Below are 14178 nucleotides of genomic sequence, written 5' to 3' on the forward strand. Positions count from 1 at the left end.
ATGTGCGGAGCCCAAGCCGCGCAGGGATGCCTTGAGGCGTTTTTTGGAAAATCCCCCTCGCTCCCTTGCAGCCTCCGCCTCATAGGAATTTAGACATGCGTAAAGCCCTCATCGTGGCCATGTCCCAGAACCGGGTCATCGGCCGCAACAACAAGCTGCCCTGGTATCTCCCGGGTGATCTTCGTTACTTCAAACAGGCTACCATGGGTAAGCCGATCATCATGGGGCGCAAGACCTGGGATTCCATTGGTCGACCCTTGCCCGGCCGTATGAACCTGATCATTACGCGCCAGGATGACTGGCCGGTACCGGCAGGAACTGTGCGTGTGGCGTCGCTGGAAGAGGCGCTGTTGAAAGCCGGTGCTCAGGCCCAGCTGGATGGCGTGGACGAAGTGATGATTATTGGAGGAGGGCAGATTTATGCCGAAGCTCTGCCTCAGGTGGACCGGATGTACATCACCCAGGTGCACGCGGATGTTGAAGGGGATGCGTTCTTCCCGGAAGTGAACTGGGATGGCTGGGAGGAAATCGGACGGGAGGATTTCTCCGCGTCCGACAACAATCCCTACGACTACAGCTTCGTCGTTTACCAGCGTCGGTCTTAGGCCTTACGAGGCGGGCGCTTGCCCGCCGGCTTGCCGCTTCGACTGCCTCCCTTCCCGGGCGGCTTTCCACGCCCGCCATCACGTCCCTGGCCTCTGGGGCCGCCCTTTTTGAAACCACCCTTGCGGCGATCACCACCCGGACGTCCGCCTTTACCGTCCCGACGGGGCGGCTTGCTGGATACCACCGGCAGTGCTTCGGGTTGCTCCAGTGGCAGGGAGCCTGGCTGAGCTGTTTCCATCCAGCAGGCCAGTGCGCCAGCCACCATGGCCATGTCCATGTTGTTACGCTCGGCAATGTCGTCCATCAGAGCAATGGCCTTGGCCAGCTTGGCGTCTTCGGCAAAACCCATCAGCTGGGTTTCGAACTGCTGCTCGCGCATTTCCAGAAGTTCTTTGGGCGATGGCAGTTCATAGCTCTGCATGGGCGAGTTGGTGGCTCGCTCCAGGGTCCGCAGCCAGCTGCGCTCCCGCGGGGTGACCAGCAGAATGGCTTTGCCGGTTCGACCGGCACGGCCGGTACGTCCAACGCGGTGGATGTAGGCCTCGGTATCGTAAGGCACGTCGTAGTTGATAACGTGGGTGATCCGGGGTACATCGAGGCCACGGGCTGCCACATCGGTGGCGATAATGATGTCTTTTTTGCCCCGCTTGAGATCTTCGACGGTCTGTTCACGCTGGCGTTGGTTCAGATCGCCATTGAGCGGTGCGACGCCGTGACCCCGTGCCGACAGCTTTTCAGCCAGCAACGTGGTTTCCGCCTTGGTGCGGACAAAGATGATGGACGCGTCGAACGGCTCCACTTCCAGAATCCGGGTAAGGGCGTCCAGCTTCCGCTCGGCGTAGACCGGCAGCACGTACTGCGCAATGCGCTCGACGGTGCGGGTTTCGCTTTCAATTTTTACTTCAGTGGCATCCCGCAGGTAGGTCTGGGCCACTTTCTTGATCGGCGGCGGCATGGTTGCGGAGAACAGCGCCCGCTGACAGTTATCCGGTGTTTTCGCGAGGATGGCCTCAACGTCATCAATGAAGCCCATTCGAAGCATCTCGTCAGCTTCGTCCAGCACCAGCGCCTTGAGCTTGTCCAGCTTGAGAGTGCCCTTGCGCAGGTGATCCAGCATCCGGCCCGGCGTGCCCACGATAACCTGGGCGCCACGCTTCAGGCCGCGGATCTGGGGCTGGAAGTCCTGGCCACCGTAAATGGGCAGAACGTGGAACTGGCTGAACTTGCTGGCATAGGTGGTGAAGGCTTCTGCTACCTGAATGGCCAGTTCCCGTGTGGGGGCCAGAACCAGCAACTGGGGATCACGGCTCGTGGCGTCAATGCGGCTGAGCAGTGGCAGGGCGAACGCGGCGGTTTTTCCGGTGCCGGTCTGGGCGACGCCCAGGAGATGGTTGCCGGCCAGCAACGCTGGAATGGATTGAGCCTGAATGGGTGAAGGCTTTTCGTAGCCCACTTCAGTTACGGCTTCAAGCACTGCCGGGTCAAGACCCAGCTCGGCGAAGGAAATATCTGACATTGATTCACTCGGAATTCGGAAGGGTAACGCATTGACAGGCAATGCATGGCGTGAACGGAGTATAGTCGCTTTAGCGCTGGTTTGATATGTGAGGAAGCCGGTGCATTGTAGGTAGTTGCCGGTGCCCGAACGTTGATTTTAGGCGCCGGGTGGGGCAGTCTCTCGGTTTTGATAGCTTGCTAATGGGGTTTCCGATGACGTTTGATCAATTGCTTGCGGCGGTGCGCTCAGACAACGAGCTGGTTATTCCCGGAAGCTGGGGGCAAGGGCGGGCAAGCTTTGGTGGCCTCCTTGCGGCGCTGGTCTTTGAGCGCATGGCCGCGCTGGTCGGCGAGGGCCGTGCCATGCGTTCTTTGCAGACGTCTTTTGTGGGTCCTGTGGCGCCAGGTGTGCCAGCCCGCTGCGAGGCAGAGGTATTGCGAGAGGGGCGGGCTGTGACCCAGGTTCAGGGGCGAATTGTCCAGAACGGTGAGCCGCGGCTGGTATGTCTGGCTAGCTTTGGCGGAGATCGTGAATCCGCGGTGCAGGTGGATGCCCTGCCTGCGCCCAAGGCAACCCCTGTTGAACAGTGTCAGGCCTTGCCCTATATCGAGGGCGTGACACCGGCGTTCACCCAGCACATTGAGATGCGCTGGGCGTTCGGGCACATGCCGCTCAGCGGCAAGGGCGGACGAGAAATGGGCGGCTGGATGCAATTCCGGGATGAACCCCTATCACTCGAGGATGCTCATATCGTGGCACTGGTGGATGCCTGGCCGCCGGCACTGTTGCCGCATCTGAAAGGGCCTGCGCCGGCAAGCTCCCTGAGTTGGGCACTGGATATCCTGCATCCCCGGCCCGAAATAAAGTCCGGTGACTGGCTGTTGTACAAAGCCGGCATTGACCAGGCGGGAGCAGGGTATGGCCACACCCATGCCGGCATCTGGACCGCCAGTGGTGAACTGGTGGCGCTCAGCCGCCAGACGGTAACTGTGTTCGGCTGATGCCCAGCAAGGGCGGCTGTTCAGGCCGCCCTCTGGGATTTCAGTGCATCGGTGATGATGCTGGCGAATTCCCTTGGTGAATCTTCTTGCAGGAAGTGGCCGCCGCGAAGTGTGGTGTGCGGTTGGCCATAGGCACCTGGAATGCGACGTTGCATGTAGCGATCACTGCCCCGGGTAATCGGGTCGCCGCTGCTGAAGCAGGTGATGAAGGGCTTGCGCCATTTCTCCAGGGCCCGCCAGGCTTCGCGGTTCGCCGCACTGGATGGGTCGTCACTGGAAACCGGTACCAGCCTGGGGAAAGCCCGGGCGCCGGCCTTGTATTCCGCCGACGGGAACGGCGCTTCGTACGCCGCCAGTTCGCCTTTCGACAGCATCCGGTCGGTCCCCAGTTGAACCACCCGCCCGATGGGCAGCCAGGGGCTGTGGGTGGCAAAGGTCTTCCAGAGCGTAAAGGTGGTGGTCACGCGGTTTTCACCGGTAGGCAGCATGCCGTTGCCAACGATGATCCGGTCGAACCGGCGCGGGTTTTCCGCCGCCAGTCTCAATCCGAGCAGTGAGCCCCAGTTCTGGCATACCAGCGTAATGTTGCTCAGTTCCAGCTGATCCAGCCAGTTCACCAGCCAGGTCATGTGCCGGTCGTAGCTGTAATCATCCACCGAGGCGGGCTTGTCGGATTTGCCGAAACCAATCAGATCGGGCGCAAGTACCCGGTGGCCGGCATTGGCAACCAGCGGAATCATATGCCGGTACAGGTAAGACCAGGACGGCTCACCGTGCAGCATCAAAACCGGAGACGCATCGGCCGGACCCTCGTCGACATAATGCATCCTGAGGTTCGGAGCCACATCCAGATAATTTGGCGCAAACGGGTAGTCCGGGAGGTCCGCAAAGCGGCCTTCATCGGTTCTCAGAATACGCATGCCATCGACTGTCCTGACTGATTGGTTGCGAGATTGCCGGAGGCCGGTTAACGGTTAAAAGCCTCCGGGGCAATCGTAGAAAGGAAGGATAATTCAGATAGGGGGTTTATGTGTTTGACTTGCGTAACAGTGCGTTGCCGCTTTGATTCAGCTGGCAAGGCCGAGTAGTTGGTCACAATTTTCGAAGGCACTCATGGCCTCGTCACAGCAGTTAACGGCACCGCAATCGTCTGCTGAGCAGTAGCCAATTGTCTGGCAATCAATGCCGGGCGCGGCGGTATCGCGTTCGGTTCGGAAAATTTTTGCCCTTGATAGCGTGGAGTGGCAATGTCCACACAAAAGCGTCGGGACGGCGCTGTTTTCAGCGGCGACCGCGGTAAAGATTTGTTGTTCGTTCATAGTCATAAAATCCTCCTGTTTATTTCACAGTATGGACAGGATGTGAAAGTTTAAAGTCTGCGGGATGAAAGACGCGTTAGTTGCTGGGGTCGACAACCGGCCGGCGATTGGAGCGCTTGTCGTCCCAATCCAGTTCCTTCGGGTCGTACCAGCCTATGCCGCCCAGTACTTTTTCTCGGGTGGATGGCGACAGGGTTGGCCACAACTCCTGGAATTCGCTCAGACCCAGTTCCCGCTGTTTTTGTTGTTTGCTTTGTAAACGGTTGATGGTGCGTGGCAGCTGCAGGGCTTCGCCCAGCTGGCCAGGAACAACGACTTCTTGCCCCATCACCTTGCGGCGGTGAGTGCGGGCAGCCAGAACCCGGCGAAGTTCAGTCGCGGCCTCCAGGGCCGTCTCTTCGGTAAATTGCTCCAATTCCACCAGAACAGCCTGTTTAAATATCAATCAACAGCCGACCACTATAACCCGAAGTGGTCTGTCATGGCCATGCCACCATGATACGCTAGGCCCGACGGCAGGTATCACTCACCTTTGCCGTCCTCTGTTTTCGATCGTTTCGTTGGTAAGGGAATCGCGACCGTATGTACGCAAAACTGGAAACACGGACTTTTCTGGCCCTGCTAGTTGGGGTGTCGCTGGCTTTTGTCCTGTTGATGAAGCCGTTCTTTGGTCCCATTTTCTGGGCTGTTGCGATCGCACTCATTTTTCATCCGGTGCAGCAATTACTGATCCGTAAGCTTGGCGACCGACCGAACCTCAATGCCTTGATTACCCTGGTTTGCTGCATGGTGATCGTGGTGATTCCGGTGTTGGTGCTGGTGACCTCCCTGATTGCCGAGGGAGTGGGGCTGTATCAGCGGATCCAGAGTGGGGAAATTCGGCCCGGTGAGTACATCGATCAGGTCAACGATTCTTTCCCTGCGATCGAGGCCTTCCTGGCGCCTTTCGGCGTTGATTTCGCTGAACTTCGTGATCGTGCCGTCAGCCTGTTTGTCGGCGGTAGCCAGTTCCTGGCCAAGCAGGCCATTGGCGTGGGACAGAACACCTTCCAGTTTTTCCTGGGACTTGCCTTGATGGTGTATCTCGCGTTTTTCCTTCTGCGGGATGGCGACAAGCTGGTGGAGCTGATTATCCGGGCCTTGCCGCTGGGGGATGAGCGTGAACGCCTGCTGTTTGCCAAGTTTGCCGAGGTAACCCGGGCGACGGTGAAAGGCAACCTGCTGATAGCCATCATTCAGGGCGCACTTGGTGGTCTCATTTTCTGGATTCTTGGGATCAGTGGCGCACTGCTCTGGGGCGTCGTGATGGCCGTCGTGTCGCTGCTGCCGGCGGTCGGGGCGGCGCTGGTCTGGGTGCCGGCGGCAGTGTATCTGGCGGCCGTTGGTGATGTTGTGCAGGCGGTGGTACTGACGGTATTCGGTGTTGTCGTCATCGGTCTGGCAGACAATTTGTTACGCCCTGTGCTGGTCGGACGAGATACGAAACTTCCCGATTACATTGTCTTGTTGTCGACCCTGGGAGGAATCGTAATGTTCGGGGTGAACGGGTTTGTTATGGGGCCGCTGGTCGCTGCCCTTTTCATGGCCTTCTGGGGAATATTCATTCGTGAGTTTGGCCAGGACTCAGAGGCTGAGGAACCGTCAGCCGGTGAGCCGGGTGATGCTGAATCCGGTCCAAGATGAACTTCTTGTAAAGTGTGATACGATGTTCACACTTTGCCCCAGCCTGTGGAGATCGGCACCACACAACAATAAAGAATGGGTATCGGTGAGATATCAGGAGTATGCAGGTGAGTAGCATGAAAAAAACAATCAATCCTATGAGCCGTATGGCGGTTGCGGTGGGCGCGGCTGCAATGCTCGGGTTGGCGCCCGCAGCATTTGCCGCAGATGAAACCGTTGCACTGAAAAACGCTCTTTACGGCGCAGGATACAGCATCGCAAACGTAAGCCCGACAATGGACGACGCCACCAAGGCGGCGCTCAAGAAATTCCAGATGGACAGCGGTATTGCCGTCACCGGTGCGATTGATGACGCCACCAAGAAAGCGCTGGGTATCGTATCTGTTCAGATTGCTGCTGCGGCCAGCACAAGCAGCGCGCCGGCCAAGACCGAACAGGCCTCCGCATCGGCTGAAACAACCAAAACCGCCGACACAAAAGCGGCCAAAGACGCTGCCAAAGAAGACGAGGACGACGGCTGGTCACTGTGGTAAACCGCCCCGCCTAACGCAAAAAGCCCGCCGGTTTGGCGGGCTTTTTTGTGCCTGGATGGTTAGTCCAGTTTGCTCAGGTCCCGAACCGCGCCTTTGTCTGCGCTGGTGGCAAGCAAGGCATAGGCTTTGAGCGCTGCAGATACCTTGCGGTCCCGAGCCAGTTCTGGTTTCCAGCCTCTGGTGTCCCGCGCCTCGCGGCGACGATCCAGTTCGCTTTGATCCAGAAGCACATTGATGGAGCGGTTGGGGATGTCAATGCGAATGCGGTCGCCGTTTTCAATCAGGCCAATGGCGCCGCCGGCCGCGGCTTCCGGCGAGGCGTGCCCGATGGACAAGCCCGAGGTACCTCCCGAAAAACGACCGTCGGTCAGCAGCGCACATTGTTTACCCAGGCCCTTGGATTTCAGGTAACTGGTCGGGTACAGCATTTCCTGCATGCCAGGACCACCTTTGGGGCCTTCGTAACGGATGATAACCACCTCGCCGGGCTTGACTTCATCGCTGAGAATGCCGGCCACTGCAGAGTCCTGGCTCTCGAACACGCGGGCGGAACCTTCAAAGACAAAGATGCTTTCGTCCACGCCGGCGGTTTTGACCACGCAGCCGTCCAAGGCAATGTTTCCGTAGAGCACGGCCAGGCCGCCTTCGGAGGAGTACGCATGTTCCACGGAGCGGATGCAGCCGTTCTCCCTGTCACCATCGAGGCTGGGCCAGCGGGTGCTTTGGCTGAAGGCGGTCTGGGTCGGGATGCCGGCCGGGCCTGCCTTGTAGAATTCCACCACCTCGGCAGACGGGGAGCGCATGATGTCCCAGGTATCCAGTGCCTCTTTCAGTGTCTTGCTGTGGACGGTGGGCAGGTCCGTGTTGATCAGTCCGCCCCGCTCCAGTTCGCCGAGGATACCCATGATGCCGCCGGCACGATGCACGTCTTCCATGTGGTATTTCGGTGAGTTGGGGGCCACCTTGCTCAGTTGGGGCACGCGTCGGGAAAGCTGGTCGATTTCGTTCAGGGTAAACGGCACCAGGCCTTCCTGGGCGGCTGCCAGCAGGTGCAGGATGGTGTTGGTGGAGCCGCCCATGGCGATGTCGAGGGTCATGGCGTTTTCAAACGCGGCCATGGAGGCAATGCTGCGTGGCAGCACGCTGGCATCGTCCTCCTCGTAATAGCGGCGGGTATTCTCCACAATCTGACGTCCGGCTTTCAGGAAAAGTTGTTCCCGGTCGGCGTGGGTAGCCAGCATGGAGCCGTTACCCGGCAGGGCCAGGCCAATGGCCTCGGTCAGGCAGTTCATTGAGTTGGCAGTAAACATGCCGGAACAGGAGCCGCAGGTTGGGCACGCGCTGCGCTCGTATTCGGCCACGGTTTCGTCGTCGGCACTGGGGTCGGCGGCAATCACCATGGCGTCTACCAGATCCAGCTTGTGTTCAGAGAGCTTGGTCTTGCCGGCTTCCATCGGGCCGCCAGAAACGAATATGGTGGGGATGTTCAGGCGCATGGCGGCCATCAGCATGCCCGGGGTGATCTTGTCACAGTTGGAAATGCATACCAGAGCGTCGGCGCAGTGAGCGTTCGCCATATACTCCACCGAGTCGGCGATGATCTCGCGGGAGGGCAGGGAATAGAGCATGCCGTCGTGGCCCATGGCGATGCCATCGTCCACGGCGATGGTGTTGAACTCTTTGGCAACGCCGCCGGCGGCCTCAATTTCGCGGCACACCAGTTGGCCCAGGTCCTTCAGGTGGACGTGGCCCGGCACGAACTGGGTAAAGGAGTTGGCAACCGCAATAATGGGTTTGCCGAAGTCCTCGTTTTTCATGCCGGTGGCGCGCCAGAGGGCTCGGGCGCCGGCCATGTTGCGGCCGGCAGTGGATGTCCGCGATCGATACTGTGGCATGGTGCTGTGATCTCTCTTTTATTTCAGTTGGACGTTATCGTAAGGCATTGTGCAAAAATGAAGAATACCAGATTAGAATCCCTTCGCATGGATGTTTTGAGGGGCGGCATTTCTTGAAAAGTTTCAACGGGAGTAGCTAAAAATGACCGAGGGTCGGAGCATAACGTCGCCGATGGCCGCAGAAGATGGCTTGCTCCCTCGGCTCAGGGAGTTCGGGCCGCTGGCCCGGCTCAGTGATGACCAGCTGGTGCTATTGGCCAGTCGGGTTGAGCACCGGCAGTTTGGAGCTGGTCAGAAGCTGGCGGAGCGGGGTGGACGGGACGGCAAACAGCTGTTCCTGCTGGAAGGCATGGTGGAGCTGTTGGCCGGCGACGGTCAGAAAACCCTGGTTGACGCCCATTCGCCCGAGGCTGCCGCACCTATCGCCCGGCTACAGCCCCGGCTTTATGATGTCATTGCTGCCGCGCCCTGCGAGATCGTGTCTGTTGAGGGACGCATGTTGACTCAGTTGTTGCAGGAAGCGCCACTGGCTCGGCCTGACGGCGGTTCGCATGAGGTGGCGGTAATGGATGAAGACCGTGAACACGCGCTGCTCATGTCTTTTTATAGCGAGCTCCGGGCCAATCAGGTAACGGTACCCAGTCTTCCCGATGTGGCCTGGAAGATCTGTCGGGTGGTGGATGATGATAGCTCCTCGCCGGAGGCAGTGATCCAAGCCATCTCTGCGGATCCCGCCATTGCAGCCAAGCTGATTCGGGCCTGCAACAGCCCTCTTTACCGCGGGTTCAGTGAGGTGACGAGCGTCCGGGGCGCAGTGCTCCGCCTCGGCATGCCAACGACACGTCAGCTGGTAACGGTTTTCGCCATGCGTGAGGTATCCACGGCGCTGCCCCCTGCTTTGAAATCTGCCATGGAGCAACTCTGGCGACACTCCCGGGAAGTTGCCGCGCTGTGTTGGGTGCTGGCGGACCAGATCGCCGGGCTGAATCCGGAAGAGGCCATGCTTGCTGGACTGTTGCACGATATTGGCTCGGTCCCGGTACTGGTTCACTCCGAACGGCATGCTAATCTGTGTAAAGAGGAATCGCTGCTCGCCAAGGTAGTCCGGGAACTTCGCGGTGATGTGGGTGCCTCAGTGCTGGAGAGCTGGTCGTTTCCGTCAGCGTTTGTCGAATCCGCCCGGCATGCTGAGGATTGGCAGTTCGAATGCAGGGAAGAGTCCCCCCAGTTGGTGGATGTCGTTATTGTCGCGCAGATGCACTCGATGATTGGCTCGCATCAGGGTGCCCAGCTGCCACCCTTCACCGAAGTACCTGCCTACCGCAGACTTGGAGCACTGGGACTCAATGCCTCGAAAAGTCTCCAGCTACTGACGGAGGCACGGGCTCGTGTTGAAGATGTGCAGCAACTGCTGTCCATACGCTAATTCTTTTATGTCTGGTCGCCGACGGGGCCCACTGTAACTATGAATGTACCTCTCTTTCCGCTGAACTCCATCGTGCTTCCCAAGGGCAGGATACCTTTACAGCTTTTTGAACCCCGCTATATCGACATGCTGACCCGTTGTTTAAAGGAGGATCGCGGATTTGTCGTGGTCTTGCTTCGGGATGGCAGGGAAACGGATTCCGCTGCGGCCTTTTACGATATTGGCACCTATGTCCGGATCATCGACTTCCAGCAGCTGGACAATGGCCTGTTGGGTATCACTGCCGAGGGTGTTGCCAAGGTCACGGTCGTGCGCAGCTGGCAGCAGGAAGATGGCCTGAATATCGGTGATGTGGAAATGTTGCTCGACGAGGCAGACAGCGATGTGCCGGAGCGGTTTGGGGAGCTGCCCTCAGTACTCCGGGCGCTTTTCAGGCATCCGGTAGTGCGTGACCTGGAAATGGACGTCGATTACGGAGATGCCCGGCAGGTAGGATGGCGACTGACCGAGTTGCTGCCGTTTGATAAGCAGGAAAAACAGCGACTGGTGGAGTTGCAGGACCCGCTTGAACGCCTCAGTCGGCTTCAGGAGTTGCTGGAAGCCTTGGAAGAGGGGTAGTCACATGCCGGTCAGAGTGGCTGGAAGCTGGCCTGTGCGACCGGCCAGTTCGTGATCATGTAGCTGATTGTGAACCCGGCCCAGACGAGTGTTGCCAGCGTCATCGACAGGTCTGGCGACAGGTGAATCCGATCATAGCGGCTGTAACTGGCTCTTACCGCGCCGGTGACGGCCAGCCCCAGTAAAATCCCCCCGATGATGTCCGTAAACCAGTGCACCCCGAGGTACAGTCGGCTGAGTGCGACGGGGATCAGTGGTAGTGAGCACAGCACATACACCTGCCAGCGCTTTCCCGGTCTGCTTTCAGCGGCGACGAAGCTGGCCAGCAGTGTGACGAATACAGTGATGCCAGCGCTGTGGCCGCTCGGGAAGGCCCCCGAGTCCGGTGGGTTGGCGACGGTTTCGGGGCGGACAATGCCAAGGGATGATTTCAGCAGCCAGACCAGAACAAAGGTCAGTAAGGCAGCAAAGGCCACATGCAGCGCTGCGGCATAATACCCCCGAAATACCAGGGTCAGGCAGATCAGGCCGGCGCCAGTCAGCAGCACGGGAGCATCCCCCAGCATGGTGGCGGCGATGGCCGGCCCCTCCAGGAGCGGCTGTCGGAGTTGTTCAAACCAGTGCAGGGCCTGCTGGTCGAACGGAATCAGAGCGTCGGTCTGGGTGGCGAGTTGTCCCCAGATCAGCAGCAGCCCCGCTGCACCCACTGCGAGGATCAGTGAGGCCAGAGGAAACTCCCCGGCGCGGGCAGGGCGGTGGTTGGTGTACAGGCGCCAGAAACGATGAGTGGCGTCGTACTTTCCCATCTTATCTTCCAGCCAGTGATAGAGTCGTCCGCCATCCGTGAGGCCAAGCTGGAACTGGATCAGCAGCAGGTAGACCACCGCTACGGCGGCGAGGCTGATGCCCACCACCAGGTAAAAGTGGGCAGGCGGTCTGATCTCGCTCGCGAGCGCACTGCCCACCATAAACCCGGGCAAAATGTACACCGGGGCCCAACCGACGGCGGAAAAAATATTGAAGGTGAGGAAGCGTTGCCAGGACATGCTGAGAGTGCCGGCCACCAACGGGATGACAGGTCGCACCGGCCCGACAAACCGACCGATCACCACGCTCTTGCCGCCGTGCTCGAGGAAAAAGGATTCACCCTTGGAGATCAACGCGGGATAACGGCTGAATGGCCAGACGGTATGTAATCTGCCCTGCAGTTTGCGTCCGATGGCAAAGCTCAGAACATCGCCTGCGATTGCGCCGAGTCCGGCCCAGATCAGCGCCTGGATCAGAGGCATTTCGATCTGGCCTGCCAGCGCTGCAAAGGCAAAGAGGATGGCGACGCCGGGCACAATGACACCGGCGATGGCCAGGGATTCAATAAAGGCGGCCAGGAACAGCGCGAGGGCCAGCCAGCCGGGGTGCAGGGTCAGCCAGGCGGACAGCTCGCTTAGCCAGCCGTCGTTCATGCCGTAACGGTCTCTCCCGCGCTGAACCAGACCGAATCAGAACCCCGTTTCCTGGCATTGAGCATGGCCTGGTTGGCGCGATTGCGAAGGGCGTCGGTGCGGGTGTCGCCATTGCCTCGGGTTGTGCAGCCAATCGAAACGGTGGCCTTGCCAATGTCAGGCCAGTGGTGTTCGGAGATGGTCCGGCGAATTCGTTCGGCGATGACCCGAACCCCTTCTTCCGGCGTGAACGGAAGAATCAGGAAGAACTCGGTGTCGTTCAATGAGTACAGTGTGTCGCCGGCACGAATCACCGTGAACAATTGTCCGGTCATGTCCTGGTAGAGCGTCTGCAGGCTGTTCCTACCATGCAGGTCCACCAGTTCGTCAACATAATCAATGCTGAGATTAATCACCGACAGCGGATGACCGGTGGCGATGGCGCGGCTGATTTCTTTTTGCAGCGACTCGTCCAGGAAGCGTGCGTTGTGGGCGCCGGTTACGGGATCGGTAATCGCCAGATCTTCTGCGGATTGCGCCATATGGTCGTAGTGCCAGATGTAAAGTGCGGCTGCTGTCAGCAGAATGAAAAGGCCCGCAATGCGGGTAATGGCGTCTATCAGTGGGCCTTCGAACAGCAAGATGGCGGAGGCCGGAAGCAGAAGCAGCAGCGACAAGGAGACCCCCTGTCGCAGAGGCAGTATCAGGAGGTTGAGCACCAGCAGGGGCATGGCCCAGTGGATGATGCCGGCGTTGTCCAAGGTGACAAGGGCCGCAAGCAGACCGCTGTTCAGTCCAATCAGAAGCAGCAGGTGCCCCTTGGCCGACAGCTGGCGCTGACGACACAGGATCGTGTAGGCGAGGCCGATCAGGGTAAGGCCTGCCAGCGTCGCCGCCAGGTAAAACAGCTCGTAAAACCCGTAACGCAGGTTCTGCAGGGCCAGCATGAAAATAAAGAGGGTGGCGAGACCGTAACCGATGCCGTGGGTACAGGTGCGAAGTTGCGTTTCGGTCATCAGGCGGTCCCCTCCGCAGAAGCCGGTCCGGAAGGCGCCGCCTGACTCCAGGCACTGTAAGCCTGGGTGCGGTCGCCACCTTGTTGCTGGGCTCGGCGCAGGGCGTTGGCGGCGCTCTGTTGCAGGCTGTCGGCATCGTCACCAATGTTCAGCCCGGCGATCCCGGCGCTGACGGTGAGTTTCAGTGAGTAGGACTCCAGAAGTGTGTTCAGGCCCTTTCGGATCGTGTCCGAGCGGGCAATGGCATCCGCTGTAGGCACACCCGGAAGGATAATCAGGAACTGGAGATCGGCCACCCGGTAGTAGGTGTCAAAATCCCGGAGCTGTGAGTGCAGGTAGCGGCCAATGCGTGGCAGGATGGAACGGATGTCCTTGTCCGGGGGTGCCTGATCGGTCAGATGAGTATCGAGACCAATCATGATGATGGACATGTCGATGCCCTCGCGCTCACTGCGCTGAATCTCCTTGTGCAGGTCAGCGGACAGGTATTCCCGGCTGGCGGCCTGAGTCAGTTCGTCGGTCCGGCGCAGAGGCACCAGCTGGCGGGCCTTGTATTCCCTGAGGAAAACCAGCAGCGCGGAGAGCAGCAGCGTTAGCAGGAAGGCACTGATCATCTGGTGTCGCTCCGGCTCGCCTTCAGCCAGTGGCAGAGTAACGATCACCACGGCCAGTACCAAGAGACTGATCAGTGCGGCGATGCCGATCGGGAGCAGCGCGAAGGTCAGCAGTGGCAGAGCGTAAATCCAGTGCCTGAGCTCCCAGGGGCCGGTCCACAGGCTGGCGATCAGCAAACCCAGGAAAGCAAAGTAGAGAACCTGCTGGATACGGGGCCAGGGTGCGTTCTTTCGATTGAGACGGAAGGTCCTGGAGCAGATGACAATGCCGGCTCCGGCAATCGCTGCGACGGCGGTTACAGGCTTCCCCAGGGTAAAACCAAGTACGCCAATGGCGATCAGAGCCACGAAACCGGCGCGGGACAATTTGCTCAACAGGAATTTTTCGGCCAGTTGGGCCATGGTGTCCTTCCTCTCTGCTCCCTGACGTGTTGGCATTGCTGCGTCGCTATCATATCCGTTTAGGGTGCGTACTTGAATCGGGCAAGGTAAAGTTAGCTCTTATTACTGAATTCTGCTCGAAAACGTGA

At 59.3% G+C, this 14178-nt stretch carries 14 protein-coding genes; 6 read left to right on the top strand and 8 right to left on the bottom strand.

The window, feature by feature from the left end:
- Positions 1 to 95 precede the first annotated feature (95 nt).
- Positions 96 to 605 carry a dihydrofolate reductase gene (locus K8I84_RS00240; RefSeq protein ID WP_223792714.1) on the top strand — a complete coding sequence of 170 codons (510 nt, stop codon included), beginning with the start codon at positions 96 to 98 and terminating at the stop codon, positions 603 to 605.
- On the opposite strand, the gene K8I84_RS00245 is transcribed toward K8I84_RS00240, so the two are convergent.
- Positions 602 to 2122 carry a DEAD/DEAH box helicase gene (locus K8I84_RS00245; RefSeq protein WP_223792715.1) on the bottom strand — a complete coding sequence of 507 codons (1521 nt, stop codon included), beginning with the start codon at positions 2120 to 2122 and terminating at the stop codon, positions 602 to 604. The genes K8I84_RS00240 and K8I84_RS00245 overlap by 4 nt on opposite strands.
- A 194-nt stretch (positions 2123 to 2316) precedes the next feature.
- Between K8I84_RS00245 and K8I84_RS00250 the strand changes: the two genes are divergently transcribed.
- The gene (locus K8I84_RS00250; RefSeq protein WP_223792716.1) at positions 2317 to 3105 is read left to right on the top strand and encodes an acyl-CoA thioesterase; all 789 of its coding nucleotides are present in this window, start codon (positions 2317 to 2319) and stop codon (positions 3103 to 3105) included.
- 20 nt (positions 3106 to 3125) lie between these two features.
- Here the strand turns inward: K8I84_RS00250 and K8I84_RS00255 are convergent, their stop codons facing one another.
- The 3 genes from K8I84_RS00255 to K8I84_RS00265 form a co-directional block, all read right to left on the bottom strand.
- Positions 3126 to 4025 carry a haloalkane dehalogenase gene (locus K8I84_RS00255; RefSeq protein WP_223792717.1) on the bottom strand — a complete coding sequence of 300 codons (900 nt, stop codon included), beginning with the start codon at positions 4023 to 4025 and terminating at the stop codon, positions 3126 to 3128.
- Positions 4026 to 4172: 147 nt separating this feature from the next.
- The gene (locus K8I84_RS00260; RefSeq protein ID WP_223792718.1) at positions 4173 to 4424 is read right to left on the bottom strand and encodes a hypothetical protein; all 252 of its coding nucleotides are present in this window, start codon (positions 4422 to 4424) and stop codon (positions 4173 to 4175) included.
- Between the two features lie 76 nt (positions 4425 to 4500).
- Positions 4501 to 4845 carry a hypothetical protein gene (locus K8I84_RS00265; protein ID WP_223792719.1) on the bottom strand — a complete coding sequence of 115 codons (345 nt, stop codon included), beginning with the start codon at positions 4843 to 4845 and terminating at the stop codon, positions 4501 to 4503.
- Positions 4846 to 5006: 161 nt separating this feature from the next.
- Here K8I84_RS00265 and K8I84_RS00270 point away from each other — a divergent pair, with 161 nt between their 5' ends.
- Together K8I84_RS00270 and K8I84_RS00275 are read left to right on the top strand one after the other, a co-directional pair.
- The gene (locus tag K8I84_RS00270) at positions 5007 to 6107 is read left to right on the top strand and encodes an AI-2E family transporter (RefSeq protein WP_223792720.1); all 1101 of its coding nucleotides are present in this window, start codon (positions 5007 to 5009) and stop codon (positions 6105 to 6107) included.
- Positions 6108 to 6223: 116 nt separating this feature from the next.
- Entirely contained in the window at positions 6224 to 6640 is a 417-nt protein-coding gene (locus K8I84_RS00275) for a peptidoglycan-binding domain-containing protein (RefSeq protein ID WP_223792721.1), read from the top strand.
- Positions 6641 to 6699: 59 nt separating this feature from the next.
- On the opposite strand, the gene ilvD is transcribed toward K8I84_RS00275, so the two are convergent.
- Positions 6700 to 8535, bottom strand: coding sequence for a dihydroxy-acid dehydratase (ilvD, locus tag K8I84_RS00280; RefSeq protein ID WP_223792722.1), 1836 nt, complete (start codon positions 8533 to 8535; stop codon positions 6700 to 6702).
- 142 nt (positions 8536 to 8677) lie between these two features.
- On the opposite strand from ilvD, the gene K8I84_RS00285 reads away from it, so the two are divergent.
- Both K8I84_RS00285 and K8I84_RS00290 read left to right on the top strand, forming a co-directional pair.
- Entirely contained in the window at positions 8678 to 9961 is a 1284-nt protein-coding gene (locus K8I84_RS00285; RefSeq protein ID WP_317848191.1) for an HDOD domain-containing protein, read from the top strand.
- Between the two features lie 39 nt (positions 9962 to 10000).
- Positions 10001 to 10579, top strand: coding sequence for an LON peptidase substrate-binding domain-containing protein (locus K8I84_RS00290; RefSeq protein WP_223792723.1), 579 nt, complete (start codon positions 10001 to 10003; stop codon positions 10577 to 10579).
- 11 nt (positions 10580 to 10590) lie between these two features.
- Here the strand turns inward: K8I84_RS00290 and K8I84_RS00295 are convergent, their stop codons facing one another.
- From K8I84_RS00295 to K8I84_RS00305, 3 genes are read right to left on the bottom strand one after another with little or no spacing between them, the layout of a single operon-like run.
- Positions 10591 to 12039, bottom strand: a complete 1449-nt coding sequence (locus K8I84_RS00295; protein WP_223792724.1) for a bifunctional DedA family/phosphatase PAP2 family protein — start codon at positions 12037 to 12039, stop codon at positions 10591 to 10593.
- A complete protein-coding gene (locus K8I84_RS00300; protein WP_223792725.1) occupies positions 12036 to 13034 on the bottom strand; it encodes a GGDEF domain-containing protein in 999 nt (332 codons plus the stop codon). Before K8I84_RS00300 ends, K8I84_RS00295 begins: the two co-directional genes overlap by 4 nt.
- Positions 13034 to 14050, bottom strand: coding sequence for a GGDEF domain-containing protein (locus tag K8I84_RS00305; protein WP_223792726.1), 1017 nt, complete (start codon positions 14048 to 14050; stop codon positions 13034 to 13036). The genes K8I84_RS00300 and K8I84_RS00305 overlap by 1 nt, the downstream gene beginning before the upstream one ends.
- Positions 14051 to 14178 lie beyond the last annotated feature (128 nt).

Origin of the sequence: Marinobacter sp. F4216 (assembly GCF_019931195.1) — a bacterium.
Taxonomy (GTDB): Bacteria; Pseudomonadota; Gammaproteobacteria; order Pseudomonadales; family Oleiphilaceae; genus Marinobacter; species Marinobacter suaedae.